Annotated in this window: 21 protein-coding genes and 1 pseudogene; 13 read left to right on the top strand and 9 right to left on the bottom strand. The window is 57.5% G+C overall.

What is annotated here, in order from left to right; genetic code table 11:
• Positions 1-55: 55 nt before the first annotated feature.
• From ACO06L_RS11515 to ACO06L_RS11545, 7 genes are all read left to right on the top strand, one after another.
• Positions 56-1,300: a DUF3426 domain-containing protein gene (locus ACO06L_RS11515; protein ID WP_202348160.1), complete on the top strand. Its 1,245-nt coding sequence runs from the start codon at positions 56-58 to the stop codon at positions 1,298-1,300.
• Between the two features lie 224 nt (positions 1,301-1,524).
• Complete coding sequence (dusB, locus tag ACO06L_RS11520; protein ID WP_202348159.1) at positions 1,525-2,523, top strand: tRNA dihydrouridine synthase DusB; 999 nt, start codon at positions 1,525-1,527, stop codon at positions 2,521-2,523.
• A complete protein-coding gene (fis, locus tag ACO06L_RS11525) occupies positions 2,520-2,837 on the top strand; it encodes a DNA-binding transcriptional regulator Fis (RefSeq protein WP_008170934.1) in 318 nt (105 codons plus the stop codon). Before dusB ends, fis begins: the two co-directional genes overlap by 4 nt.
• 84 nt (positions 2,838-2,921) lie before the next feature.
• Positions 2,922-4,502 carry a bifunctional phosphoribosylaminoimidazolecarboxamide formyltransferase/IMP cyclohydrolase gene (gene purH / locus ACO06L_RS11530; protein WP_202348158.1) on the top strand — a complete coding sequence of 527 codons (1,581 nt, stop codon included), beginning with the start codon at positions 2,922-2,924 and terminating at the stop codon, positions 4,500-4,502.
• Between the two features lie 116 nt (positions 4,503-4,618).
• Positions 4,619-5,905, top strand: a complete 1,287-nt coding sequence (purD, locus tag ACO06L_RS11535; RefSeq protein ID WP_202348157.1) for a phosphoribosylamine--glycine ligase — start codon at positions 4,619-4,621, stop codon at positions 5,903-5,905.
• A gap of 115 nt (positions 5,906-6,020) precedes the next feature.
• Positions 6,021-6,959: an alpha/beta fold hydrolase gene (locus ACO06L_RS11540; protein WP_202348156.1), complete on the top strand. Its 939-nt coding sequence runs from the start codon at positions 6,021-6,023 to the stop codon at positions 6,957-6,959.
• 109 nt (positions 6,960-7,068) lie between these two features.
• Positions 7,069-8,793 (top strand): cation:proton antiporter, encoded by a 1,725-nt coding sequence (locus ACO06L_RS11545; protein WP_421845711.1) that lies wholly within the window; start codon positions 7,069-7,071, stop codon positions 8,791-8,793.
• Here the strand turns inward: ACO06L_RS11545 and ACO06L_RS11550 are convergent.
• A pseudogene (locus ACO06L_RS11550) lies at positions 8,744-10,036 on the bottom strand (SUMF1/EgtB/PvdO family nonheme iron enzyme); the annotation flags it as partial. The gene ACO06L_RS11545 and the pseudogene ACO06L_RS11550 overlap by 50 nt on opposite strands.
• Positions 10,037-10,104: 68 nt before the next feature.
• Positions 10,105-11,919 carry an SLC13 family permease gene (locus tag ACO06L_RS11555; protein WP_202348153.1) on the bottom strand — a complete coding sequence of 605 codons (1,815 nt, stop codon included), beginning with the start codon at positions 11,917-11,919 and terminating at the stop codon, positions 10,105-10,107.
• 289 nt (positions 11,920-12,208) lie between these two features.
• On the opposite strand from ACO06L_RS11555, the gene ACO06L_RS11560 reads away from it, so the two are divergent.
• Together ACO06L_RS11560 and ACO06L_RS11565 are read left to right on the top strand one after the other, a co-directional pair.
• A complete protein-coding gene (locus ACO06L_RS11560) occupies positions 12,209-13,585 on the top strand; it encodes a sigma-54 dependent transcriptional regulator (RefSeq protein ID WP_202348152.1) in 1,377 nt (458 codons plus the stop codon).
• A 12-nt stretch (positions 13,586-13,597) separates the two neighbouring features.
• Positions 13,598-14,671, top strand: a complete 1,074-nt coding sequence (locus ACO06L_RS11565; protein WP_064229876.1) for a transporter — start codon at positions 13,598-13,600, stop codon at positions 14,669-14,671.
• Positions 14,672-14,689: 18 nt separating this feature from the next.
• Here the strand turns inward: ACO06L_RS11565 and ACO06L_RS11570 are convergent, their stop codons facing one another.
• From ACO06L_RS11570 to ACO06L_RS11590, 5 genes are all read right to left on the bottom strand, one after another.
• A complete protein-coding gene (locus tag ACO06L_RS11570) occupies positions 14,690-15,169 on the bottom strand; it encodes a hypothetical protein (RefSeq protein ID WP_202348151.1) in 480 nt (159 codons plus the stop codon).
• A 17-nt stretch (positions 15,170-15,186) separates the two neighbouring features.
• Positions 15,187-15,879, bottom strand: coding sequence for a C39 family peptidase (locus ACO06L_RS11575; protein WP_202348150.1), 693 nt, complete (start codon positions 15,877-15,879; stop codon positions 15,187-15,189).
• A 12-nt stretch (positions 15,880-15,891) separates the two neighbouring features.
• Entirely contained in the window at positions 15,892-16,242 is a 351-nt protein-coding gene (locus ACO06L_RS11580) for a hypothetical protein (RefSeq protein ID WP_227716083.1), read from the bottom strand.
• Between the two features lie 54 nt (positions 16,243-16,296).
• Complete coding sequence (locus ACO06L_RS11585) at positions 16,297-17,421, bottom strand: hypothetical protein (protein WP_064229873.1); 1,125 nt, start codon at positions 17,419-17,421, stop codon at positions 16,297-16,299.
• Between the two features lie 375 nt (positions 17,422-17,796).
• The gene (locus ACO06L_RS11590; RefSeq protein WP_202348149.1) at positions 17,797-19,389 is read right to left on the bottom strand and encodes an isocitrate lyase; all 1,593 of its coding nucleotides are present in this window, start codon (positions 19,387-19,389) and stop codon (positions 17,797-17,799) included.
• 278 nt (positions 19,390-19,667) lie between these two features.
• Between ACO06L_RS11590 and ACO06L_RS11595 the strand changes: the two genes are divergently transcribed.
• Genes ACO06L_RS11595 through ACO06L_RS11605 form a run of 3 tightly spaced genes read left to right on the top strand, consistent with a single transcriptional unit; the run spans position 19,668 to position 21,911 of the window.
• Complete coding sequence (locus ACO06L_RS11595) at positions 19,668-21,161, top strand: DUF1538 domain-containing protein (protein ID WP_202348148.1); 1,494 nt, start codon at positions 19,668-19,670, stop codon at positions 21,159-21,161.
• On the top strand, positions 21,158-21,508 hold the full coding sequence (locus ACO06L_RS11600) for a transcriptional regulator (RefSeq protein ID WP_202348147.1): 351 nt from the start codon (positions 21,158-21,160) through the stop codon (positions 21,506-21,508). Before ACO06L_RS11595 ends, ACO06L_RS11600 begins: the two co-directional genes overlap by 4 nt.
• A gap of 13 nt (positions 21,509-21,521) precedes the next feature.
• Positions 21,522-21,911 (top strand): CBS domain-containing protein, encoded by a 390-nt coding sequence (locus tag ACO06L_RS11605; RefSeq protein WP_064229869.1) that lies wholly within the window; start codon positions 21,522-21,524, stop codon positions 21,909-21,911.
• A gap of 7 nt (positions 21,912-21,918) precedes the next feature.
• Here ACO06L_RS11605 and ACO06L_RS11610 read toward each other — a convergent pair whose 3' ends face one another.
• Together ACO06L_RS11610 and dauA are read right to left on the bottom strand one after the other, a co-directional pair.
• Positions 21,919-23,865: a CASTOR/POLLUX-related putative ion channel gene (locus ACO06L_RS11610; protein ID WP_064229868.1), complete on the bottom strand. Its 1,947-nt coding sequence runs from the start codon at positions 23,863-23,865 to the stop codon at positions 21,919-21,921.
• A 71-nt stretch (positions 23,866-23,936) separates the two neighbouring features.
• Positions 23,937-25,688 carry a C4-dicarboxylic acid transporter DauA gene (dauA, locus tag ACO06L_RS11615; RefSeq protein WP_202348146.1) on the bottom strand — a complete coding sequence of 584 codons (1,752 nt, stop codon included), beginning with the start codon at positions 25,686-25,688 and terminating at the stop codon, positions 23,937-23,939.
• A gap of 129 nt (positions 25,689-25,817) precedes the next feature.
• On the opposite strand from dauA, the gene ACO06L_RS11620 reads away from it, so the two are divergent.
• Positions 25,818-25,997: a CopG family transcriptional regulator gene (locus ACO06L_RS11620; RefSeq protein ID WP_202348145.1), complete on the top strand. Its 180-nt coding sequence runs from the start codon at positions 25,818-25,820 to the stop codon at positions 25,995-25,997.
• Positions 25,998-26,018 lie beyond the last annotated feature (21 nt).

A 26,018-nucleotide genomic window follows, 5' to 3' on the forward strand; every position in this document is an offset into this window, starting at 1 on the left:
CGGTCTTAACGACTAAACTCCGACACTCGTAGCCCAGTCGCTTTCAGGAAGAAGCATGACCCAGAGCAGCCTGCAGACACAGTGCCCGAATTGCCAGACCCGATTCCGGGTAACCGAAGAACAGCTTGGCATTGCCAAGGGCAAGGTACGCTGCGGGAACTGCATGAAAGTGTTCAACGCCATCGAACACCAGGTTATCCCCGGCGGGGGCGAAAAAACACGAACCTCACCCGCCCCTGAGAAACCGGCGGACACCCCATCTTCGGCCGACCCTGGCGTAAGTGAGGAAGATTTTGTCTTTGCTGACAACCCGGAAGAGGATGCGGCGGAAGGCCGTTACGCCGGCACCAAGCTGACCTTTTCCGATGACGAGCTCAGCGACAGCTTCCGCAGCTTCGACGAGCGCGACGAAGCGGACTACAAGGACGCTGACACTGACAGTTCCGACGAGGAGGTCGATGAAAGCTGGGCCGAAGCCATTCTGCAGGATGACGAGCCAGCATCAAGGAAACCGTCTGCTGCGAAGCCCCCGGAACCGGCCCCCGAGCCCGAACCGGAAGAACCAGCGCCCGAGCCGGAAACCAGACCGGAACCCGGCCCAGAACTGAGTCTTGAAGAAGAACCAGTGTTCGAGCAGGCAGCAACACCCTCTTCCGCTGGCACCCGGCCGACCAAGGAGTCTGATCCGTTCGATGACTTTGTGGACGAATCCGGTTTCGATTTCGATGAACCGGATCGACCGGCCGACGCCTTCCATGCCGACCCGCCCTTCCGGGACCTGCGTCGCGACCCCGTTGCCGTCGATTCGGGCGGAAGCGGCATCCGGACCATAGTGTGGAGCGTAATTGTGCTGGGCCTGATCGGCGTTCTGATTGCCCAGGTAACCTGGTTCCAGTTCGACCGCCTGTCCGCCATTCCCGAGTTGCGGCCATTCTATGAAAAAGGGTGTGAACTGGCCGGCTGCGAGCTCAAACCGCTGATCAATGTTGAGGCGATACAGAGCCGGAAACTGGTGGTTCGGACCGACCCGGATAACCGCTCGCAACTGGTAGTCGATGCTGTGATCATCAACCGGGCCGACTTCGAACAACCGTTCCCTGCCATTGCCCTGACCTTTTCCAACCTGAATGGCGATGTGGTTGCCCAAAGCCTGTTCACGCCCCAAGAATACCTGGCCGGCGAAGGCAGGGAGCTGGACGCCATGCCCACGGATACGCCCGTGCGCATTGCCATCAACATCCGGGATCCCGGTCGTGACGCAGTGAATTACAACATCCTCTTCCGCCCCCACGCACCCTGATGCAGTAAGGAAGTATTTACTCGACAGCCATTACCGACGGCCATCGCACAGAACAAAAGTCAACCAGAAAGGGCGAAAAATAATCAATTTTTTCACCGCCCTGCCCCTTCAATCATGGTCCACCCGGCGGTATCATTACCGCCCTTCGGATGCTGGATCGGTTACTTATTGAACAACCGCTCAGCCCGACCTTTGCTTAACCCGCTGTGACACGGACTCAGATCATGCTGCCAACGGCAAAAATCGGGCCGTACACCTTGCCCAACCCTTTGATTGTTGCGCCCATGGCTGGCGTAACAGACCGCCCTTTCCGTCTTTTATGCCGGAGGTTGGGCGCTGGCCTGGCGGTGTCGGAGATGGTCATAGCGGACAGCAAACTCTGGCATACGCGCAAATCCCGGACACGCCTTAACCATCAAGGTGAGCCGGAACCCCGCTCGGTGCAGATTGCCGGCGGTGATCCGCAAATGCTGGCCGACGCCGCGCGTCAAAATGCGGAGTTTGGTGCCCAGATCATCGACATCAATATGGGCTGCCCGGCCAAGAAAGTCTGTAACAAGGCTGCCGGCTCCGCCCTGATGAAAGATGAAACCCTGGTTCGCGACATTCTTGAGGCGGTGGTTCAGGCGGTTGATGTTCCCGTCACCCTCAAGATGCGTACCGGATGGGACCGGGACAACCGCAATGCGCTGGTCATTGCCCGGATGGCGGAGGACGCCGGCATTCAGGCTGTTGCCATTCATGGCCGGACCCGTGCGGATAAGTACGAGGGCAACGCCGAGTACGACACCATCGCCGATGTGAAATCCCGCATCAGCATTCCGGTGTTTGCCAACGGGGATATTACATCGCCGGAGAAAGCCCGGGACGTGCTTCACCATACCGGTGCCGATGGGTTGCTGATTGGCCGTGCCGCCCAGGGCAGCCCCTGGATTTTTCGGGAAATCCGGCATTTCCTGGAAACCGGCAGCCACATGGCCGCACCGGAGCTGGATGAGGTCGAGGATATTCTGACCGAGCATCTCCAGGCACTGCACGCCTTCTATGGCGAGACCATGGGTGTGCGTATTGCCAGAAAACATGTGGGCTGGTACTTGCAGTCCCACGATCCGGGTAAACAGTTCCGCAAACGCTTCAACGCCATCGACGATGCGCTGGAGCAGAGAGACACGATTCAACGGTATTTTGCAGGCTTACGAAATGGAGAGGTATTCGCAGCATGAGCGCTGAGACTTTGGCAAACGACAACCTGAGCACCCCGGCCAACGATGATATCCATCAGTTGCAGACGGTGAACAGCAGCGGCAACACCGTCACCCTGCGCGACAGCGTTGAGGTTGCCCTGAAAAACTACTTCGCCCAGCTGGACGGCGCTCCAGTGACCGAGGTCTACCAGCTGGTCCTGTCCGAGGTGGAAGCGCCACTGCTGGAGCAGGTGATGAAATACACCCGCAACAACCAGACCAAGGCCTCCACCATGCTGGGCCTGAACCGCGGGACCCTGCGCAAGAAGCTGAAGCAGTACGGTCTGCTATAATCCAGACACCCTGATTTGAAGAGGGCCTCCCGGACACCATTCGCGAGGCCCTTATTCGTTCATCTCCAGCGAAGAAAGTGACCCATGGCAAACCAGGCTAACACCTCCGTCCGTCGCGCCCTGATCAGCGTGAGTGATAAAACCGGCATCGTCGCATTCGGCCGTGCCCTGACCGAACGCGGCGTTGAGCTGCTCTCCACCGGTGGCACCTACCGGCTCCTGAAAGAAAACAGCATCCCAGTAACGGAAGTCTCTGACTACACCGGTTTTCCCGAAATGATGGATGGCCGGGTAAAAACCCTGCACCCGAAGATCCATGGCGGGATTCTTGGTCGCCGCGGTACCGACGACGCGGTAATGTCCGAGCATGGCATCAGCCCCATCGATATGGTCGTGGTCAATCTCTACCCCTTCGAGGAGACCGTGGCGAAGCCGGACTGCGATCTGCCGACCGCCATTGAAAACATTGATATCGGCGGACCGACCATGGTTCGCGCCGCCGCCAAGAACCACAACGACGTCGCGATCGTGGTGAAGGCCTCCGATTACAGCCGGGTTCTGAAAGAGCTGGATGCCAACGATGGCCAATTGACCTACAGCACCCGCTTCGATCTCGCGGTCAAGGCGTTTGAGCACACTGCTGGCTACGATGGCGCCATCGCCAACTACCTGGGCGGTCGCACGCCGGACAACGACAACGCTGATTTCCCCCGCACCTTCAACGCCCAGTACGTGAAGGTCCAGGACATGCGTTATGGCGAAAACCCGCATCAGCGCGCCGCGTTCTATGCCGAGCGCAACCCGAAGGAAGCCTGCGTGGCCACGGCCAAACAGCTTCAGGGCAAAGAGCTGAGCTACAACAACGTAGCCGACACCGATGCTGCCCTGGAATGCGTGAAGCCCTTCGCGGATCCGGCCTGCGTGATCGTCAAGCATGCCAACCCCTGTGGTGTGGCGATCGGCGCCGATATCCGTCAGGCCTACGACCTGGCCTTCGCCACCGACCCCACCTCGGCCTTTGGCGGCATCATCGCCTTCAACCGTGAGCTGGATGCGGAAACCGCCAAAGCCATCATCGACCGCCAGTTTGTGGAAGTGATCATCGCACCCACCGTTGCTCCGGAAGCCGTTGAACTGGTATCCGCCAAGAAAAACGTTCGTCTGCTGGCCTGCGGTGAGTTTGACGGTGATCGTGCACGCTCCATGGACTACAAGCGAGTAACGGGTGGCCTACTGGTACAGGACCGTGACCTGGGCATGGTGGCCATGGAAGACGTTAAGGTGGTCACAGATCGCCAGCCTTCCGAGCAGGAACTCAATGACCTGCTGTTTGCCTGGGAAGTGGCCAAGTACGTCAAATCCAATGCCATTGTCTACGCCAAGGCCGGTCGCACCATCGGTGTGGGCGCAGGCCAGATGAGCCGGGTCTACAGCGCCAAGATTGCGGGCATCAAGGCCGCCGATGAAGGCCTGGAAGTGAAAGGCTCGGTGATGGCTTCCGATGCTTTCTTCCCGTTCCGGGACGGCATTGACGCAGCCGCAGCAGCAGGCATTACCGCTGTCATCCAGCCTGGTGGCTCCATGCGCGATCAGGAAGTAATTGATGCGGCCAACGAACACGGCATCGCCATGGTCTTCACCGGCATGCGTCATTTCCGGCATTAAGGGAAGGTTTGGGAGTGTCGGATTACGCCGTTGGCTAATCCGACCTACGAACTGAAGCTCGAATACAGTAGGTCGGATTAGCCAACGGCGTAATCCGACAAAACAGGAATACGCTCATGAATATTCTCGTTATTGGCTCCGGCGGCCGTGAACATGCCCTGGCCTGGAAAGCCGCACAATCCCCCAGGGCAGACCGTGTATTTGTGGCCCCCGGCAACGCCGGCACGGCACGGGAAACAGGCCTGGAAAATGTCGATATCGATGTAATGGATCTGGACGGCCTGGCCAACTTCGCCGCCACCAACAATGTCGGGCTTACCATCGTCGGCCCAGAGGCGCCGCTGGTGGCAGGCATCGTGGATAAATTCGAGCAGCGTGGCCTAAGGGTCTTCGGCCCGAGCGCTGGCGCTGCCCAACTGGAGGGCTCCAAGGCCTTCACCAAGGATTTTCTGGCCCGTCAGAAGATCCCGACAGCCGGCTACGGCAATTTCACCGACGTGGACGAGGCCCTGGCTTACGTTCGCCAGCAGGGCGCCCCGATCGTGGTCAAGGCCGATGGCCTGGCCGCCGGCAAAGGCGTGATCGTTGCCATGACCCTGGAAGAAGCCGAAGACACTATCCGCGACATGCTGGCTGGTAACGCGTTCGGTGATGCCGGCAGCCGCGTGGTCATTGAAGAATTCCTTGAAGGCGAGGAAGCCAGCTTCATTGTGATGGTGGATGGCGAGCATGTGCTGGCCATGGCCACGTCCCAGGATCACAAACGGGTTGGTGATGGCGATACCGGTCCCAACACCGGCGGCATGGGCGCCTACTCGCCGGCTCCGGTGGTCACTGCCGACGTGCATCAGCGCATCATGGACGAGGTGATTTACCCCACCGTGCGCGGCATGGCGGCCGAGGGCCACCCCTACAAGGGTTTCCTCTACGCGGGTCTGATGATTGACAACAGCGGTGCCCCAAAGGTGATCGAATTCAACTGCCGCTTCGGAGATCCGGAAACCCAGCCGATCATGCTGCGAATGAAGTCCGATCTGGTGGAACTGTGTGATGCGGCCATCGACGGCAAGCTGGACCAGTGCCCCTCCGAGTGGGATGACCGCGCTTCCGTGGGCATCGTGTTGGCAGCCGGTGGTTACCCCGGCAGCTACAACAAGGGCGACGCCATTTCCGGTCTGCCGGAGACCGAGACCGAGGGCGAGAAAGTGTTTCACGCCGGCACTCGTCTTAATGGCGACCAGGTGGTCACCAATGGCGGCCGAGTGCTATGCGCCACTGCGCTTGGCAACACCGTCACCGAGGCCCAAAAACGGGCCTACGAACTGGCCTCGCGGATCCAGTGGGATGGCGCGTTCTACCGCAAGGACATCGCTTTCCGGGCCATTGCCCGCGAGCAATCCTGACGTCTGGCCAAAACCAGTCCGCGAAAACGCAGCCCGGTCATTGACCGGGCTTTTTTATGGGGTAATGTAAACGCCTCGCAACGGATGCCGATGAGCCGCCCGAAAGGAGCCCCAGATGCAACGCCCCCTATCACTGAACCTTGTTTTCGTTCTGACTATCTCACTCCTTCTGAGCGCCTGCTCACGCCAGGGCATTTACGAGACGGCCATCGGGCTTGAGCGGTCCTCCGCAGGCCTGGAAGCGGACACCGTGGCTGTCGATAACCTGGAGATCGCCTACCTGAGAAATCACCAAGCGGTTAATGGCGACACCATTGTGATGATCCATGGCTTCGGGGCCAACAAAGACAACTGGACCCGTCTGGCCGGTCACCTGACCGACGATTTCAATGTCTACGCGATCGACCTGCCTGGGCATGGTGACAGCAGCAAACCCCTGGATATCGGCTATCGCCTGGAAGATCAGGCAGGGTACGTCGCGCAGATTCTGGAGGCACTTTCCGTCGATGATGCCCATATTATGGGCAATTCCATGGGAGGTGCGATTACTGCACTCTATGCTGCCAACCATCCCGGGAAAGTGAAATCAGCCGTGCTGTTCGATCCTGCCGGCATTCTGGAGTACGAAAGCGAACTGGTGGATCTGGTGATGGAGGGGGACAACCCGCTGATTCCCAAAAAGCCCGGTGACTTCGAGCGGCTCATGGAGTTTGCACTTGAGAAAGAACCCTTTGTGCCCTGGCCTATCATGGGCGTTATGGAAGAGCGGGCCATTGCCAATCGGGAAGTCAACGAGGTCATTTTTGCGGCCATTCGTGATGCCGGGTTCGAGTCAGACTTCCGCAATGCCATTACCCGGATTCAGGCCCCGGTCCTGATCATCTGGGGCAAGGAAGACCGGGTCATTAACTACCGAAACGGCGAGGTGTTCGCGGCAGCAATCCCGAATGCCAGGCTGGAGCTGATGGACGGTATCGGCCACGCACCGATGGTGGAGGCCCCGGCCGAATCAGCAAAGCTGTTCCGGACCTTTATCGGCCAGCCGGCTGACTGATGCCCGTTTAAACAATAGTATCCACATTCCACCTTCAGCGACTACAAGGGCACGGCAAAACAGGGTAGCCTAGCAACCATTGTGCTTTTGACCTCCGAACTGATACCCGATGCCTGAAGCGATCTGGATTACCTTTGCCTTCGGCCTTGGCCTGCTGGTCAAGCTTGTTGGTCTCCCTCCCCTTGTCGGCTACCTGGCTGCAGGCTTTGTGCTCAGTGGCATTGCCGAGGCAACCGGTGTTGTGATTGAGGAGACCGACGTTCTCCAACACATCGCGCACCTTGGGGTGCTCCTGTTGCTATTCACCGTGGGGCTGAAACTTAAGCTCCGCTCCATCGTCAGCCCGGAAGTAATTGGCGGCAGTCTGCTGCATTTCGGAATTACCTGTGCGGTATTTACACCCGGACTGTACCTGCTCATGGATATCGAATGGTCAACAGCCTTCATGCTGGCCATTGCCCTGTCCTTCTCGAGTACGGTACTGGCCGCCAAGGTGCTTGAATCCAAACGGGAACTGCGGGCGTTCCACGGCCGGGTCGCCATCGGCATCCTGATCATGCAGGACCTGATTGCCCTCGTCGTTATGAGCCTTGCGGCCGGGAAAACACCCTCCGAATGGGCGCTGATTGTGTTCGGGCTGCCGTTGCTTCGACCTCTCCTGTTCAGGCTGCTGGATGCCAGTGGTCACGACGAACTGCTGGTGCTCCTGGGACTGCTGCTTGCGCTTGTTGTAGGCGGACTTGGCTTTGAGGCGGTCGGTCTGAGCTCCGAGCTTGGCGCGCTGGTTTTCGGCGCCATGCTGGCAAATCATCCTCGCTCCCAGGAGCTTTCCAAATCGCTTTGGAGCGTCAAGGAAGTGTTCCTGGTGGGTTTCTTCCTGCAAATTGGAATTGGCGGTCTGCCCGATGGGGATGCACTCCTCTTTGCTGTGATCGCCGGGCTGGTCCTGCCGCTGAAAGGCATCTTGTTCTTTTTCCTGCTGCTGGCCTTCCGCTTGCGGGCCCGCAGCGGCTTCCTGAGTGCGCTGGCACTCACCAACTACAGCGAATTCGGCCTGATTGTTGCGAGTGTTGCCTTACCTGAATGGCTGGTGCCTCTGGCGATTTCGGTATCACTGTCGTTCCTGGTCTCGGCACCCATCAACCGATTTGCCCACGGTCTCTATGAACGTTACGCCCAGGGGCTCAGCCGGTTTGAAGGCAGCAAGCATCATCCGGATGAACAACCGCTGTCACTGGGCGACACCCGGGTTCTGATCATGGGCATGGGGCGGACAGGAACCGCCGCCTACGACTGGCTCTGCGATGATCAGCCGAAACTGATGGGGCTGGATTCCGACCCTGCGAAGGCCCTTCAACACCAGAAAGAAGGCCGCAACGTGGTCTTTGCTGACGCCGAAGATGCTTCTTTCTGGAACGGCCTGCACATGCCTGCGGTGCAATCTGTAATCCTTGCAATGGGTGATATCGAGGGCAAATTGATCGCCGCACGAATGCTCCGGAAGCTGGGCTTCAAGGGCTTTATCGTGGCCCATACCATGTACGAGGATGAAGCAAAACAGATCCGGGAAGCCGGCGCCGACGAAGCCTATCTGACCATGAGCGAGACCGGCGTTGCCCTGGCCAGCCACCTGATAGACAAGACACCCGCGAAACCATCCGGGCAATGGGCAAACCCGAGTAATCGGAGCGGCCAGAACAGCCCGTCGGTTACTCCTGTTCAAGCGCGCAGGTCCGGAACCCGGTATAGACATCATTACGCAGGGGCAGGTAAGCCTGCCGGTAGGTGCCCCTTATCAGACAGGATGATGTTGCGCAGCCGCCACCTTTGGTGACTTTGTGATCGCCGAACTGCAGGGTGGACATGAAAGGGTACATATCCACCTTGAAGCCGTCGTAAGGCAGGAACTGGTCGCTGGTCCATTCCCAGACCGTACCGGTCATCTGCCGACAGCCAAAGGGACTGTCACCATCGGGAAAATCAAACACCGGGTTCTGGGCCATGGCGCGCCCGTTCAGATCCGCCAGTTGCTCGGTTGGCGTCGAGTTGCCCCAGGGGAAACGCCGGAAGGGCTCGCCCGGGCGATTCCCCAGGGCCGCCACTTCCCATTCATACTCCGTCGGCAGGCGACGCCCTGCCCATCGACAATACGCCTCCGCCTCCCAGAACGTCACGTGGGTGACCGGTGACTCCGGATTCAGGGGCTGCCACCGATCGAACACCCGCTCCTGCCACTGCTCATCATGCCAGCGCCAATAAAGCGGGTGACGGGGGGCCCGAAACAGCGGTTCTCGACTGCCATGAACAAGGGCCACATCGGATTCAGTCTGAAGCCATTTCTGCCCCCCGAAAGACCAGAGAGCGGGTCGCCGATAGCCACCGTCTTCCACGAACTCCAGGAACTGGCGATTACTGACCAGGCATTTTGAAATGGCGAACGACTCGAGCTTCACGGTAAACCGTGGCTTTTCATTATCAAAGGCAAAGTCTTCACTGGCATACCGCTCCGAGTCACCCGGCATGCCGATGAGCCACTCCCCTGCCGGAATCACCGCGTCGCCGTGATGCGGCGCGCCAGGTGCCGGACGAAACAGATCGGTGCCGGGAGGTGCCGGGTAGCCAACAGTCTGACGGCACCAGATCATCGACTCGATGTGCATGTTCTGGTGGTAGATCGCGTATCGGTATAGATAAAGGGCCTGGTCGGTTAACGGCTCTTTTTCGATCCGCTCGGCCACGCGATCATAGATTAGATTGAAATACTCGAGGGTTTTCTGTCGCCCGGGAAACAACTCCCGATTCCAGCGATCCCGATGCTCGATATGGAACGAATCCCAGAGATCGTCCATGGATGGGTCGTTGCTTGGCGTGCCATCCAGCAGGTTGAATACGAACACCTCGTAGAAGAAAGCAGCGTGGCCCATTTCCCACAACGGCGGATTGACGCCCGGATGGTAGGGAACGTCCAGCGCGACCTCCGGCAGCGAACACACCAGGGTCTCGGCGCGCTTCCTTGTCCATTCAAGCTGATCCAGCAATTCCGCCTTTGCCTGATCGATTTGCTCAATCACTGTCATTGCCAGCCACTCGTAAAAAATACAGTTAACTCAGCATACCAGAGAGTTCAAAGCCGGGTTAAACGGCCTCACCCCCAGACAGCCAGAATGACAGGGACCGCCACCAGGGTCACCAGTAAAGACAGCGGCAGCCCCAGGCGCCAGTAATCGCCAAACCGGTAGCCACCGGGCTCCATTACCAGCGCGTTGGATTGATGGCCCACCGGGGTAAGAAAGGCACAGGAGGCGCCAATCGCTACCGCCATCAACATGGCATCTGCGGCAATGCCCAACTGGCCCGAAAGACTCAAGGCAATAGGGGCAACCAGGATGGCAGCCGCCGCGTTGTTCACAACGTTCGAGAGCAACATGGTACCCACCAGGACAATCGTAACGATCATCCAGGCATCGCCCCCGGAGCCAAGCATCAGCATCCAGGACGCTATCAGCTCCGCCCCACCGGTGGTTTCGAGTGCCTTGCCCACCGGAATCATTGCCGCCAACAGAACGATAACGGGCCAGTCGATCGCCCGGTAAGCTTCCTGGTTGCTGAGTACACCACTGAGAACCATGGCAACGGCGCAGGCAACCAACGCGATCGGTGGCGATAACCAGCCAACGACGATTACGGCGATGGCAGCCACAAACAACCCGCCAGCCAGAAGCGCGTTGCGTTCCCGTCCAAACCGGAGGCCTCTCTCGGCCAGCGGCAGGCAGCCGAGCCCCTGAAGGGTAACTCGCAAGGTTTCCTCCTCGCCCTGGACAAGAAGAATGTCGCCGGCCTGAAACCGAATATCACCCAGGCGTCGCTGCAACCGTTGCCCCTGGCGGGCAACAGCGACAATATTGAGACCATTCTGTTCACGAAGATTGAGCCTGTTAGCGGTTTTCCCGATCAAACCGGATTCTGGTGTGATCACCGCTTCCATCAAGCGGACGTCACCCTCGGACAATGACTTTTCACGCGGTTTTTCCGGGACCTCCTCATCGTCGTCGGGCTCTTCGGAGGAAGACTCCTCCACATTCGCCAACTCAAGCCCGGTGCTGTCCAGAAATTCCTGCAATGCATCGGTATCCGCCTCCACCAATAGCAGATCGCCGCCGCGCAGAACGGAAAACGTCGATGGTGCCAGTGACCGCTTGTCATCCCGGATCAGCGCGAGCACCACCACATCCTTCTCGGCGTCAGCGCGTGTCAGCAGGCCATGCAGTGTTGCGCCAATATGCGAGGAATCGTCCGGAACCCGAAGCTCGGTAACATAATCCCCCACGCTGAACAGCTTGCCGCCGTCATCGGGTTTCCCCCGTCTGGGGGTCAGACGCCACCCGAACAGTGTGATAAAGACAATGCCAGCCACGGTTATTGCCAGGCCCACCGGCGCGAAATCAAACATGCCAAAGGAACCCGTTTCCCGGTAACTGGCAATGATGATATTCGGAGGCGTGCCGATCAGGGTCATGGTCCCGCCCAGCAGGGAGCCAAACGCCAGGGGCATCAGCAGCAGGGAGGGAGACCGCCCGGCTTCCCGGGACATCCAGATCGCCACCGGCATCAGAAGTGCAAGCGCACCGACGTTGTTGATGAAGCCCGAGCACAGGGCCACCACCGAGGTCAGCATCAACACCTGTAGCGTTGGTCGGTGCCCCACTTTACCGAGCAGGCGTGCCAGGCGGTCAACCACACCGCCGTTGACCAGACCCTGGCTGATCACCAGAACCGCAGCCACAGTCACAACAGCCGGGTGGCCAAAGCCATCGAATAACTGATCCGCAGGCACAATGCCGGTGATAGCGACGGCCAGAAGTGCCAGCAGCGACACCAGATCAAAACGGATCCGGTTCCAGACGAACAATACAAGGGCGAAACCCAGTATCAAAAAAACAATTGCCTGACTGGCGCTCACTGTACCTCCATGGCTTCAGCCTCTGCCCATCCGGCTTGCAACCTGTGTCGGCAAACTTTACAGAAAACCCGGGTTGGCAGAAGCCTCTGACCCTAACCTCCTGAAAGGTCGGAAAGTGTATAAACTGGCATACAAACTGAATGTCCGCCAGCAGGAGTTGTTTGCCTGTTTCCCCCAGCCGTATGCGGTCACAGGGCAGTGATCGGATCGAGCAGTTCCGGTATTACCAGCATTTACTGAACGTTCAGCAGTTCGTTTTTTTCAAGGCACATTCTCTGGGAGAGTCGCCATGAAGGAAAAACGACCGCTTGTTTGGTTGTCGGCGGTGTACCCGGCTTTAGCTGCCAGCGGGCCCTTGCTAAGGGACTGGCAGCTTATTCATGTTCCCCCCACAGACAAATCCTGGGCAGGCGAGAGGTCCGGCAGTGGGGCCAGAGTTGGCGTGTTTGATCTGGGCTCCCTGAAACGGGATCAACTGGCCCACTTGCCCGAGTGGCTGGACACGATTCCGGTCCAGCACTGGGTTGCCACCTTGGAACCTCATCAGATCCAGAACCCGGAAATCTGTACTCTGATCAACCGTTACTGTAAGGACTACCATACACTTCCGCTCCAGGCCGACCGACTCAATGGCATTCTCGGCCACCTGTGGGGTATGTCTGAGCTTCAGGCGAAGGCGTCCCGGGCGAAACCCGCCTGTTATCACGACGTTGCTCTTGAGGGTGAGTCGGTGGCGATCCGGCAGGTCAGAGAGTTATTACGGAAATTTGCCCGCACTGAAGAATCCGTACTGATCTACGGCGAGAACGGAACCGGCAAGGAAGCCGCCGCCCGTTACATTCACGACAATTCGCCACGTAGAAACAAGCCGCTGATCGCAGTGAACTGTGCAGCCCTGCCCCGATCTTTGACCCAGAACGAGCTCTTCGGCCACGAAAAAGGGGCATTTACCCATGCCATGAGTGCCCAGAAAGGTCGAATTGAGGCGGCCAATGGCGGCACTTTGTTATTGATCGGTGTCGATGAGCTTTGCTCAGAACAACAATCGGCCATTCTGCGTTTTCTCCAGGAAGGCCTGATCGAGCGCCTGGGCTCCAATCATCCCATCAGCGTCGACACCCGGCTCATTGCGACAAGCACGCAGCCGCTTGAACAGCTGGTCAAGACCGGGGCGTTCCGAAGCGATGTGTTTTACCGGCTTGGAAGCCTGCATGTGTTGTTGCCACCGTTGCGGGAACGCAAGGAAGACATTCCCATTCTGGCCAGTCGGATACTCTCGGCCACACCTTCGGCTAAAGCCACCAGGCGCCTCACTGACGATGCATTGATCTGTCTGGCTGGCCACCCCTGGCCAGGCAACCTGAGGGAGCTGCAGAACCGCTTGCGCCAGGCATTATTACTGGGAGAAAGCCCACAGATCGGGGCCGAAGACATGGGTTTCAACGCCATCCCAACCGACAACCACGACCGCAGCCGAGAACTCTCACTGGACGCTTTTCGATCGAGAGCGGACAGACAGGCAATCTCGGTAAGTCTCGCGCTTGCCCACAACAACGTGTCAGCAGCCGCCCGGCTTCTGAACATTTCAAGGGTTTCGCTCTACCGGCTGATGGATAAGCACCGCGTGCCTCATGGCACATCAATCCGGCCGCAGAAAGACAACTGAAGGAGTTCCCCCATGAAAAAAAACACACTATGGCTCATCCCGCTACTGTCTCTGGGCTACTCCATGTTGGCAGAAGGCGCTCAGGCCGACGAGGATGCCTCGGCCGCCCCGACGAGTGTCCGGGCAACAACTGACGAAGGCCACGACCCGGCAACCGATATTGCCTCCATTACCGCAGACCGGGGCATCGTCACGCGGCCGGGCCGGTTTACCATAGAACCATCGTTTTCCCATGCCCACAGCAACTCAACGGCAGTGGCGATCGAAGGTTACACGGTGATCCCTGCCCTGCTGATCGGACTGATCAACATTTCCGAGATCCAGCGTGATATTTTTGTTGGTGCCATGTCACTCAAATACGGATTTACCAGCAAATTTGAAGCGGCGGTCCGTGTGCCATACCTGAGCATCAATGAGGATCTGAGAGAGCGTGAGGTTTTCCAGGGCACGCCGGTGGATACACTGCGTGAATCCTCCGGCGAGGGGCTCGGTGATGTTGAAGTTTCAGCCCGCTATCAGCTAACCGATGGCCTGGGCGGCTGGCCCTACGTGATTGGCGCGCTGCGGGTGAGAGCGCCAACCGGCGAGGGGCCCTACGACGTTGACCAGAGGGTCATCGAGGATAGTCAGGGCAATCCGATTGGCATCGAACTGGAAAGCCGGCCAACAGGCTCAGGCTTCTGGGCATTCGAGCCCGGACTCTCATTCATTTACCCGACCGACCCGGCCGTGTTGTTCGGCAACCTGAGTTATGTCTGGACCCTTAAAGAGGAGCAAGGCTTTGAAAACGGAGGCACGGTCGACCCCGGCGATATCGTGCGTTTTGGCTTCGGGATGGGGTTCGCCTTTAACGAGCGCACGTCGTTCAGCCTCGGCTATGATCACTCGGTTATCCGAAAAACCACGTTCGAGAGGAACATTGATCTCTTTGAATCCAATTTCGACCGTATTCAGATCGGGTCACTGTCATTCGGGCTGTCCCAGCGCCTGTCGCAGTCCACATCCCTGAGCCTGACGGTGAGCATTGGCGTTACTGAAAACGCGCCTAACAGCGAGATTACACTCAAGCTTCCGATCAGCCTCTAGGGAGGAATCGAGAATCTCTCAGCGGCCAAGCAACTGAATCAGTTGATCACTGAACCGGGCCGGGAGCTGATTCCCGGCACCCAGATTGTTCAGCTCGATATTCAGCTGATGCATATTCTGTATCACAGTGCTATCCAGGCTGTTCTGAACCACCGTCATCCAGCCGTTGGGACCCGCCATATTGCTGGCTACCCGTGCACCACCGCTGCGGTTCGCGCTGATCACCTCCAATACGGTCTCCATCTGGTGATCAAGCAAACGGTCATTGACGGGCTGGTTCAGGTTGGGAATGGTCAATCGATTGATCACCAGGGTGTCACCGTTAATACCAACGATTTGCTCAAGACCAATACTGATCTCCAGGTTATCCATCAGGAAGCCGCCACGATACTCCGAAAGCTCCGTGTCACTGATGGGGTCAACCCCGGGATTCAGTTCAGCCCGGGTAACCGGCGACAAGGTTGTGCAGGCAATAGCCAGCAATGCGACCTTAGGCATCCTGCCCTTCATGATTATCACCATTCCCTCGCGGAGGGCCAGTATGGCAGCGTGTGGCCGAGAGATGGCCCACCGAGGCCTTTTTCCAATGGCGCCCTGGCCACCTGGGGCCAACGACCATCGGCGAGAAAGTGATCGCGCCCCCGATCAAGGTGACTGCGAATTACAAAGGCGGTGCCATCCCAGTACTCGCTGAATTTTGAGTAGGAATAGATTTTCAGACCCCGGGCGGGGTCTCCTATCAACACCTCGTCTTCACTGATGCCCTTGATCAGCACGAAATGACGGAAACCCTCAATGTTCAGCAACACAATCATCGGCAGGCGAACCTTCTCCCTGAGCCCGGCCAAGGGCAAGCGGAATCCATCAGCCTGGTACCCTCTGGATGCCAGGTAGCGCTTCATATCGAGCATGGAGAACCCATGCCGGCGCACCTTTTCCTCATCTGCCAACGCCAGCATTTCAATGAAAACATCGTGCTCGCTGACCTGATCCTCGTAATGAAAGCTCAATAACGAGGCGACCGCTGCGGAGCCACAGCTGAAGTCGTACTGCTGTCGCAGGACACTGTCAAAACGACGGCTTTCGAAACTGTTCACCGTGAGCCGGATATCACCGCCAATACCCGGCACCATGACCGAGCCGGCAAATGCGGTGGACCATAGCAGCCCGGCACTCGCGCAAACCGCGACAAGAACCTTCCTGGTCATGGTCCACCTCCGTCAGTGATTGATCAGTATGTTGATCTGGGTACTGTCCTGAATGACCACCTGATTACCCGTGTTCTGGATAACCGTGGCAACCCCGCTCATGTTGCCGAAAGCGTTGTCGGAAATACTGTTATCTCCGGTGACAACATTTCCGGTCAGCAGGTTGTCGGAGACATTCGCATTCTGCTGGTTATTGTTAACCTGCAATTGCATCGAAACTCCCTGGCGACCACTTGCATCCGCCAACTGATCCTCCGTCAGGGTCATGGCATCCATCCACTGCTCGGCCGAAACAAATCCCGATGTTCCGAGCAATAATGCCAGCAAGGCAGCCTTCAGTTTCCCTCTGATGACGTAACCCATGGCAGTTCTCCCGGAATAACCGGGCCGCACCCGTTTAGATGCGGCCCGGATTCCTTACTGGCCGGTGGACAGGTTGGACATTACACTGACATTCGCCTGCGTAACGTTGCCATTGCCTGCATTCTGGGCAAAGGCGCCAACACCGGTGAAGTTCGCTGAACCGCCAGAGATTTCATTGCGGTTCCGGGCATCGGTGTAGGACGCTCTGCCGTTGGCATCGCCGTAGGTGGTTGAAGCACCCGATACACTGCCGTCCAGATCAGCGTTGTTCAGGAACACATCCAGATCCAGAGCCAATGAGTTATCGGAGCTGTCGTTTCCGCTGTCGGAGATAGTGGTATTCCCGCTATCGGCAATGTTGGTTGAGTTGTCGGAGCTGTCATTGCCACTATCCGAGACGGTGGTATTACCGCTATCGGCTACATTTGTGGAGTTGTCGGAATTATCGTTTCCGCTATCCGCGACGTTCGTGGAATTATCAGAGCTGTCATTCCCACTGTCTGCCACATTGGTGGAGTTGTCGGAGTTATCATTTCCGCTATCGGCCACCGCGGTGTTGCCGCTGTCAGCAACATTCGTGGAGTTGTCGGAATTGTCGTTTCCGCTGTCGGCGACGTTGGTGGAATTATCCGAACTGTCATTCCCGCTGTCGGCGACGTTGGTGGAATTATCCGAACTGTCATTCCCACTGTCGGCCACACTAATAGAGTTGTCCGAACTGTCGTTCGCACTGTCTGCCACATTGGTGGAGTTGTCGGAGTTGTCATTTCCGCTATCAGCCACGGCGGTATTACCGCTGTCAGCAACGTTGGTGGAATTGTCCGAATTGTCATTGCCGCTGTCGGAGATCTTGAACGAATCAGCCACATCGGTGCTGTTGTCGGAATTGTCGTTCGCACTGTCCGCAACATTCGTTGAGTTATCGGAGCTATCCGTGGAGTTGTCGTTGCCACTGTCGGCAATCTTGAACGAATCAGCCACGTCAGTGCTGTTGTCCGAGTTGTCAGTGGAGTTGTCGTTACCGGAGTCAGTGTTGCCAGATTGGTCGTTGTTGGCGGTTGAGGTGTTGTCCGCATTGGTATTCGGATCTCCATCTCCGCCCTGGTCCGCATAGGCAAAACCGGAAACGCCCATTGTCATTGCGATGGCAGCTGCTAGCAGTGTTTTTTTGGTGTTCATGATGTCATTTCCTTTGAAGTTATTGGCTTTTAAGGGATCCGACCCAACCCGCTAGCCTTCGGGTAAGCCAAGGTTCAGACCCGCCAGAACAAAGGAGCGATTCCCGTGCCACAATTGAGAAACTGGAATCAGGTGTATGTTTTGAAAGGGTTTTCTTTTATTCAATCGAAAAACAACGGGCCCTGGCACCGTTGAAACTGTTTCAGGAATGAAACAGGGAGGGCAAACAAAAAGGAGGATAGGTACGTTTTATAGCGTCGTCTCAGACACTTACGTGAAATTCGCAGTGTCAGAAAAACAAAACCCCGCTCTAGGCGGGGTTTTGGGGATTGAAGCGAACCCTCGGGCCCGCTTCAGCAACACCTGAACAGTCTATTAGCCGAACTGGTTCATGGTGTTGTCTTTACCGCCGGCCTTCAGGGCCGCGTCACCAGCGAAGAATTCCTTGTGGTCGTCACCGATGTTGGAACCAGCCATATCCTGGTGCTTGACGGTGGCGATGCCCTGACGGATTTCCTTGCGCTGTACGCCGGCAACGTAGGCCAGCATGCCTTCGTCACCGAAGTAGCCCTTGGCCAGGTTGTCAGTAGACAGGGCCGCAGTGTGGTAAGTCGGCAGGGTGATCAGGTGGTGGAAGATACCTGCTTCGCGTGAACCGTCACGCTGGAAGTTACGGCACCACTCGTCGGCCAGCTGACCCAGCTCGGTGTTGTCGTACTCTTCGCTCATCAGCTTGTCGCGGTCGTAAGCAGAAACGTCCTTGCCCTCTTCCTTCCAGGCGTCGAATACCTGCTGACGGAAGTTCAGGGTCCAGTTGAAGGACGGGCTGTTGTTGTAGACCAGCTTGGCGTCGGGCACCACTTCCTTGATGCGGTTAACCATGGCTGCGATCTGACCAACGTGCGGCTTCTCGGTTTCGATCCACAGCAGGTCAGCACCGTTCTGCAGGCTGGTGATGCAGTCCAGAACAACACGGTCTTCGCCAGTGCCCGGACGGAACTGGAACAGACCGGAAGGCAGACGCTTGGGCTTCATCAGCTTGCCGTCAGACTTGATGACAACGTCGCCATTGTCGATCTGGGAAGCGTCGTCGATGTACTCGCCATCGAGGAAGCTGTTGTACTGGTCGCCCAGGTCACCAGGCTCCTCAGTAACGGCCAGCTTCTGGGTCAGGCCTGCGCCCAGGGAGTCGGTACGGGCAACGATAACGCCGTCGTCCACACCCAGCTCAAGGAACGCCAGACGAACGGCGTTGATCTTGGACAGGAAGTCGGCGTGCGGAACAGTAACCTTGCCGTCCTGGTGACCACACTGCTTCTCATCAGACACCTGGTTCTCGATCTGGATGCAGCAGGCACCGGCTTCGATCATCTGCTTGGCCAGCAGGTATGTGGCTTCGGCGTTACCAAAACCGGCGTCGATGTCGGCAATGATCGGCACAACGTGTGTTTCGTGGCTGTCGATCTGCCTGATCAGCTCTTCAGCTTTGGCGTTGTCGCCGGCTTTCTCAGCTTCTTCCAGGGCACGGAACAGGTGGTTCAGTTCCCAGGCATCCGCCTGACGCAGGAAGGTGTACAGCTCTTCGATCAGGCCGGATACGGCAGTCTTCTCGTGCATGGACTGGTCAGGCAGCGGACCGAACTCGGAACGCAGGGCAGCAACCATCCAGCCAGACAGGTAAAGGTAACGACGCTTGGTGGTACCGAAATGCTTCTTGATGGACAGCATCTTCTGCTGACCGATGAAACCGTGCCAGCAGCCCAGGGACTGGGTGTACTGGGAAGTGTCCTTGTCGTAGTTCGCCATGTCTTCGCGCATGATCTTGGCGGTGTACTTGGCGATGTCCAGACCAGTCTTGAACTTGTTCTGGGCGCGCATGCGAGCGGCGTGCTTCGGGTTGATAGCGTTCCAGGTCGGGTGCTGCTTCAACAGGGAAGCAATCTGGTCAACGTCTTTTGCGTAGGGCATGGTCTCAATCCTTTCTACGTTGGTTTTCTAAGTCGATAGGGAGAAGCGTACAGCAACTTCCGAAGCCAAAAGCCTGCTCACTTTTTGAGCAAAGCGATGACGTTGGTGGTTACTTTAGTGGTTTCAAATTTATAATTGAAATTTATATGATCTATTTTCGGCATTTTTCTGGTGAATGCCGAAAAGGTGCAGGTTTTGAGTTGGATCAACACAGGAACAGTGACTATTGTTACTGTTATTGATGAGCACTTCCTACCGGAACCCACCAGGCGCAAACAGTGTTCTATCTGCGAACTTTCAGCCATTCCCTTGTGCATGCCCTGAAGAACCTGTTTCCGATCATCGCCGTTGTTGTCTTCTTCCAGCTTGTCATTCTCCAGCAAATGCCGGAGAACACACTGGCGATGGCCATCGGGTTACTGATCGTGGCGGTGGGCGTTGCCCTGTTTCTCCAGGGTCTTGAACTCAGCATTTTTCCGGTCGGAAAAAGCCTGTCCAATCAGTTTGCCAGAAAGGGCTCCGTACCGGTTCTGCTTTCTTTCGGCTTCGCCATGGGTTTTTCAGCAGTAGTGGCAGAACCGGCGCTGATTGCTGTGGCCCAGCAAGCGGAAGAAGTCAGCGAGGGCAAAATCAAGGCCCTCACGCTCAGAATCCTCGTGGCCGTATCTGTCGGCCTGGTGGTGGCCCTGGGCGTATTCAGAACCATCTTCGGTTACCCGCTCCACTGGTTCATGATCATCGGCTATATCGTGGTGGTGATCATCACCTGGTTCGCGCCACCTGAAATTGTCGGCCTTGCCTACGATTCCGGCGGCGTAACCACCAATATCGTTACCGTTCCCCTGATTGCAGCTCTGGGCATTGGTCTGGCGGCTTCCATTCGGGGGCGCAATCCGCTACTCCATGGTTTTGGCCTGGTGGCACTCGCTGTAATGGTCCCCATGATCACCGTTCAACTCTACGGGATTGTGGTCTATTCCGGTGACACGGCAGATCCAACGGTGCTGCCAACCCTGACCCAGAATGGAACAGCCGATCAAACACCGGTTCTGCTGGGCATGCTACTCGATCTTGCCGGGATGGTCCGGGATGTCCTGCCAATCATTATCACCATTCTGTTTTTTCAGTATCTGGTATTGCGCCGGGGGCTGACCAATCCCCGCAAGATCCTGTTCGGGTTTGCGCTGGTGGTGCTGGGGCTTTATGCCTTCGTGGTCGGTCTGAAACTGGGCCTGTTTCCAATTGGCACCAGTATGGCCCGGCAGCTGATGAGCATGGAGGGCTTCGTGTTCGTCTATCTGTTCGCGTTCATGATCGGCTTTGCCACCACCATGGCCGAACCGGCATTGATCGCGATCGGGCATCAGGCGGAACAGGCGGCCGCCGGCACCATTAATGGCAATGCAATCAGAATCATAGTGGCCATCGGGGTCGCCGTGGGGATCACCCTTGGGGTCCACAGGATTATCAGTGGCGATTCAATTCACCATTACATCATTGGCGGCTATATTCTGGTAATTATTCTGACCGCGCTGGCGCCCAGGTACATCATACCCCTGGCATACGACCTTGGCGGCGTAACCACCTCAGAGGTTACCGTGCCATTGGTGACCGCTCTGGGTATTGGCCTGGCGAGCAGCATTGAAGGCCGCAACGTGCTGATCGACGGTTTCGGTCTGATCGCCTTCGCGTCCATCTTTCCGATTGTGACGGTGATGAGCTACGCCATCGTTGTTGAAATGCTTGCAAAGCAGAGGAAAACAGACTCATGAAATTTTCGGTACTGGTTGCAATCGTTCCCGAGGATCAGGAGCAGTACTGCGTCGATGTCGCAAGGGATCTTGGCGCCGGTGGCATTACCGTGCTTTCCGGTCGAGGCATCAGTAACACCGCCAAGAAAACCTTCTTCGGCCTGACCTACGATGGCAGCCAGAGCATTCTGCTGATGGTGCTGGAGAAGGGCCTTTCGCTCGATATTCTGAAGGCCATACAGAGGATTCTCATGCCAGACCATAACGATTCAAAGGGCCTTGTGTTCACGATTCCCCTCGAACACCTGGGCGGGATCGATATGTCACAGGTTGCGAAGTTCGAACAACACCTGAAAGATTCACTGTAACCGGAGAACAGCCATGAAACTGGTCAAAGATGTGATGGTGCGGGACGTAGTTACCATCTCTCCGTTTGCCAGCATCCGTGAGGCGCTTTCAAAGATGAAGCAGCATTCTTTGAAGTCTCTGGTGGTGGAAAAGACAAGCGAGCACGATGCCTGGGGGCTGATTACCTATACCAATGTACTGAAAACCGTCATCGCCGAAGACGGCGATATAGATCTTCTGAATGTTTACGACGCCTGCGCCAAGCCTGTGATCAGCGTCGGTGAGAACCTGAACGTCCGACATGCGGCGAGCCTGATGAGCAAATACCGGGTAAAGCGTCTTCTGGTTCTGGCCGACAATGATCTCAAAGGCTTCGTGGTCATGGACGACATCATGGCGGCCCTGCTCGAGAGCATCGACTGATGACCGATCAGGTCAGGCACATCACCACCAGCCGGTCGCCCGGCTGCAACTCCAGATAGTCCTTCCGGGACGGATTCAGTTGCAGGTGACGCCCACGTTCATTGGCCTTGTTGCGAAAGACACCCAGGGCAAGTTCACCTTCTGCTGCCACAGTCTTCTCCAGAACCTGAAAAGTCGCACTGGCGGGCAATGGGTAGTCCGCGGGGTCCCGGAACTGGATCTCGGCACCGCCAACGGTGAACAGCTCATCCAGCACGATCCGAAGCTCCCGCCGCAGGGCAACCTGGGCCAGAACGTGACTCAGAATCATGGGACTGATCAACATTTCACTCTGGTGCCCGTACAAAAGGTGGCGGTTATCCGGGTCACTCAGCTCCATTATCAGCTGGGGCCTTCGGGCAAACTCGGCCAGGATATCCTCAAGCTGGAGGTAACCTACCATCGCCCGAGCATCGGCCTCTTCGCCTGAGGCCAGACGGTCGCTGCTAAGCAGGATCACGGTATCGTAGCCCGCCGGCCCAATCCGGCGCAGCTCACCTTCCACCATGTAATCCGCCTCGATATGCCGACAGGTCAGGCGTTCGGAATTCTCCACGTACTGGGCAATGGCCTGTTCCCGCTCGGCTCTCGGAACCACGGAAACCAGGTCCACTTCAAAATGACGGTGTCCGTAGCTCAGAAATTCCGCGATCAGACTGGGCACCCGCCGGTTCCAGCCCAACACCAGAACCCGGTGATTCGCCTGATCGGCATGCCGGTCGACACGCACCGCTTGTCCTCTCTCCAGCCCTGGCAAGGTTGCCTTTTTGGGATCGGGTTCGGTCTCGGAGTAGTCCCGGGCCATAATGACGACGCGATCGGCCGGATCAATTCGCGAGTCTGAAGGTGCCAGCAGCTGGACGTCCCAGCCTGCATCGCGATGTTTCAGAAGCCCCAACACGATAACCTCGGGCCGTGCCGCGGCCAGCTCACCAAGCGTCATTCCGCCCAGCGATTCTCCGCCCCGGATATAGATTTCGTTGCCCTCGCCGGCCGTGAGCAACTCGTTGTAAACCTCCGACAGCCCGGGATGAAGAATGTTCTGAACCATGAGACGACTGATGGTCGCATCGCCGGCCACGACTTCCACCGCGCCGGGATAGGCCCGTTCAATCACCGGTAACTTTCGGACGTCCTGGATCTCAGCCACGACGAACGGCAAGGAAGCCTGAAAGTGTCTTGCCTGGGCGGCAATGGAAAGCAGCGCCTTAACCGTTTCCACATCCGATGTCACCAGGCTGCCGGCCTCATGGGCTGCGCTGGGAACGATCACGGCCGCTGCATCCAGGCAGGCCACCCGGTGCAGGGCATCCGGCTGGATCGCCGACCCTGAACGCAGGATGATCTGGCGGGCTCGGCGGCCGATACCTGGTTCGCTCCGAAGTTCATGAACCTGAGCCGCAGAGGCGTCCTCCGACAGCACGACAAGGTTGAGCTTCTGGGCGTCATGCTTTTCCAGAAACCGTCTCATCCGGCCGCTGGAACCCAGCAACTCGGAGAGCAGGGGCAGCGTCTGGCTGGTCCAGCCCAACACCACCACATGGTTTTTGAGTGTCACCGGCGTGAGGCCCCGCTCAAGGTCCGCCATTTTGGCAATCAACCACCGTGTCAGGATGGCCACCAGGGTGCCCATAAACACCACATAACCGCTGATGGTCAGTAGGGTTGAAACAAAGCGCTGCCAGGTCCCTACATCATCACCCAGATAACCGGGATCAGTCAGTCTCAGGAAAGCCCACCAGATGGCCGAGCCCGGCTCCTCGAAGTCACCGCCCTGGGGAACCACCAGGAGGCCGCCGATCAGCGATATCAGGCCGATAAACACACCGACCACAAGAAGCTGAAACCCGGCACCCTTCACCAGTTGGCGCTCCAGTATGAATTTCACTCGGTCGATCAGCCGGAAAGGCAGCATGTCATTCCTTTTTTTGGACGGATTCTCATCGCCAAAGGGTAAACCATTCGGAGACTTTAAAAATCAACGTTTTATCCGGAAGACTGATCAGTCTCAGTGCCGGGTCGAGAAATCAGACGCAAGGCTTCGTCCAGGGAGGAAGTATAGCGGCTAACGCCAGCTACCGGCGTAACCCCGGCGCGAGCGAGGGTTCGCAAAGGCTGAAACTGGAGATCGGCAATGACGATCTGAGTGCCGTCCCGTTCACAGGTGGCGATGAGCTTGTTCAGGGCGGACAGCCCGCCGGCATCGAGAATCGTGACGCCGTCCATATAAAGGATGAACCCGCGGGCATTGCGGGACAGAGCCGCCAGCTCACCGAAGATCCGGTCGGCGGCGGCAAAGAACAGAGGCCCGTTGATCTTGAAGACCTGCCAGCCATCGGGCAGTTTGTAGTCAGCAATACGATTGCTCAGGGTGATATCCGTGACCCGGGTCATCTGTGCCATTTCCCGCATGAACAGGACCGCCGCCAGCAAAACGCCGGTGGTGATGGCAATCACCATATCCAGCAATACCGTGAGCGAAAAACAGGTGAGAAAAACCAGAATGTCGCTGCGCGGCGCTGTTTTCAGCAGATGCAGCGACTTGGGCGCCTCACTCATGTTCCAGGCCACCATAATCAGCAAGGCCGCCATGGCCGGCATGGGCAGGTACGCCAGTAGCCCCGCCAGCGACACCAGGGCGAGTAGCACCACCAGAGAATGAACCATTGCGGATACCGGTGACTCGGCGCCGGCGCGGTAATTGGCTGCCGAACGTGCAATGGCTGCGGTCGCAGTAATGCCGCCGAAAAACGGCGTAATGATGTTGCCCAGGCCCTGCCCCATTAACTCGCTGTTGGCGCTGTGACGTTTGCCGGTCATGCCATCCAGTACCACGGCACAGAGCAGGGATTCGATAGCACCGAGCATGGCGATGGCAAAGGCTGCTGGCAGCAGATCCCGGACCAGCGACCAGGACACCCCGATCGGCGCGCCCGCTGCCCCCGCCTGCTGCCAGGGCCAGGCAAATTCCGGCAAAAAAGGCGGAATACCGGCCCCCACTGAACCATCCGGCAACAGATAGCTGAATCTTGAGCCGATAGTCTCAACCGATGCGCCCAGGGCATTCAACCACAGCGCCAGAAGACTCCCGATCACCACGGCCGGCAGGTGGGGTGGCACCGGGGTTTTAAGTTTTGGCCAGAGCAACATGCAGGCGAGGGTGACACCGGCCACAAGCGTGCTCATGCCATCGAACTCCGGCAGCGCTCCTGCCAGCAGCGCGAGCTTGTCCCAGTAGTGTTCGGGCATATCGCCAACCGGCAGGCCCAGAAAGTCCCGGACCTGCAGAGTGGCAATCACCACCGCAATGCCTCCGGTGAACCCCAGGGTGACAGACTCGGGAATATACTCAATGAAGCGGCCCAGGCGCATCAGGGCCATAAGAATCAGCAGAACGCCGGACATCAAAGTGGCCAACAGCAAACCGCCCAGCCCATAGCTCTGGGCGATGGGGTACAGAATGACCACGAAGGCGGCGGTGGGGCCGGAGATACTGAACCGGCTGCCACCGGTCAGTGCGATCACAAACCCGGCGATAATGGCGGTATAGAGCCCGTGCTGCGGCGCAACACCACTGGCAATCGCCAGCGCCATGGCCAGTGGTATGGCAATAATACCCACCGTTACACCGGCCATCAGGTCGCGCAGGAAACGGCGGCCCCGATAGGGTTCATCAATGCAGGCTTCCCGGAATGCGTGAGCCATCCGGAGTGAGAACAGGTGGGCGCGATGCGGCATGAAAGGCTCGTTAATTGCCAAGGTTCAGGAATTGCAACGGATGCCTGTAAATTATATGCTCATTTCATATCCATTCAATGTTAATCTGATTAACATATCTGAAAATCACCAGACGTGAAGAACAACCCTATGGAAAAACGCACTGCCCGCCTGACGCTGCTGATCGACCCGGACAAAAAGGCCGCCTTTGAGGAACTGTGCAAGCAGGAGGATGTAACGCCCTCCCAGAGAGTGCGCCAATTCATCCGGGAATACGTGGAAGAAAGATTGGGGCCGGACTGGCGCAAAGAACGCGAAAAAAGATCCTGACTGTGATCATAACGTAAGGAA

Origin of the sequence: Marinobacter sp., from assembly GCF_965229985.1 — a bacterium.
In the GTDB taxonomy this organism is placed as follows: domain Bacteria; phylum Pseudomonadota; class Gammaproteobacteria; order Pseudomonadales; family Oleiphilaceae; genus Marinobacter.

What these genes read in the sequence shown, in the direction of transcription:
- ACO06L_RS11565 (WP_064229876.1), top strand. Translation starts at nt 13,598, where the DNA reads ATGAAAAAAAACACACTATGGCTCATCCCGCTACTGTCTCTGGGCTAC.
- ACO06L_RS11620 (WP_202348145.1), top strand. Translation starts at nt 25,818, where the DNA reads ATGGAAAAACGCACTGCCCGCCTGACGCTGCTGATCGACCCGGACAAA.
- ACO06L_RS11545 (WP_421845711.1), top strand. Translation starts at nt 7,069, where the DNA reads ATGCCTGAAGCGATCTGGATTACCTTTGCCTTCGGCCTTGGCCTGCTG.
- ACO06L_RS11570 (WP_202348151.1), bottom strand. Translation starts at nt 15,169, where the DNA reads ATGCCTAAGGTCGCATTGCTGGCTATTGCCTGCACAACCTTGTCGCCG.
- ACO06L_RS11605 (WP_064229869.1), top strand. Translation starts at nt 21,522, where the DNA reads ATGAAACTGGTCAAAGATGTGATGGTGCGGGACGTAGTTACCATCTCT.
- ACO06L_RS11610 (WP_064229868.1), bottom strand. Translation starts at nt 23,865, where the DNA reads ATGCTGCCTTTCCGGCTGATCGACCGAGTGAAATTCATACTGGAGCGC.
- ACO06L_RS11585 (WP_064229873.1), bottom strand. Translation starts at nt 17,421, where the DNA reads ATGAACACCAAAAAAACACTGCTAGCAGCTGCCATCGCAATGACAATG.
- fis (WP_008170934.1), top strand. Translation starts at nt 2,520, where the DNA reads ATGAGCGCTGAGACTTTGGCAAACGACAACCTGAGCACCCCGGCCAAC.
- dusB (WP_202348159.1), top strand. Translation starts at nt 1,525, where the DNA reads ATGCTGCCAACGGCAAAAATCGGGCCGTACACCTTGCCCAACCCTTTG.
- ACO06L_RS11515 (WP_202348160.1), top strand. Translation starts at nt 56, where the DNA reads ATGACCCAGAGCAGCCTGCAGACACAGTGCCCGAATTGCCAGACCCGA.
- dauA (WP_202348146.1), bottom strand. Translation starts at nt 25,688, where the DNA reads ATGCCGCATCGCGCCCACCTGTTCTCACTCCGGATGGCTCACGCATTC.
- ACO06L_RS11540 (WP_202348156.1), top strand. Translation starts at nt 6,021, where the DNA reads ATGCAACGCCCCCTATCACTGAACCTTGTTTTCGTTCTGACTATCTCA.
- ACO06L_RS11590 (WP_202348149.1), bottom strand. Translation starts at nt 19,389, where the DNA reads ATGCCCTACGCAAAAGACGTTGACCAGATTGCTTCCCTGTTGAAGCAG.
- ACO06L_RS11600 (WP_202348147.1), top strand. Translation starts at nt 21,158, where the DNA reads ATGAAATTTTCGGTACTGGTTGCAATCGTTCCCGAGGATCAGGAGCAG.
- ACO06L_RS11580 (WP_227716083.1), bottom strand. Translation starts at nt 16,242, where the DNA reads ATGGGTTACGTCATCAGAGGGAAACTGAAGGCTGCCTTGCTGGCATTA.
- purH (WP_202348158.1), top strand. Translation starts at nt 2,922, where the DNA reads ATGGCAAACCAGGCTAACACCTCCGTCCGTCGCGCCCTGATCAGCGTG.
- ACO06L_RS11575 (WP_202348150.1), bottom strand. Translation starts at nt 15,879, where the DNA reads ATGACCAGGAAGGTTCTTGTCGCGGTTTGCGCGAGTGCCGGGCTGCTA.
- ACO06L_RS11560 (WP_202348152.1), top strand. Translation starts at nt 12,209, where the DNA reads ATGAAGGAAAAACGACCGCTTGTTTGGTTGTCGGCGGTGTACCCGGCT.
- purD (WP_202348157.1), top strand. Translation starts at nt 4,619, where the DNA reads ATGAATATTCTCGTTATTGGCTCCGGCGGCCGTGAACATGCCCTGGCC.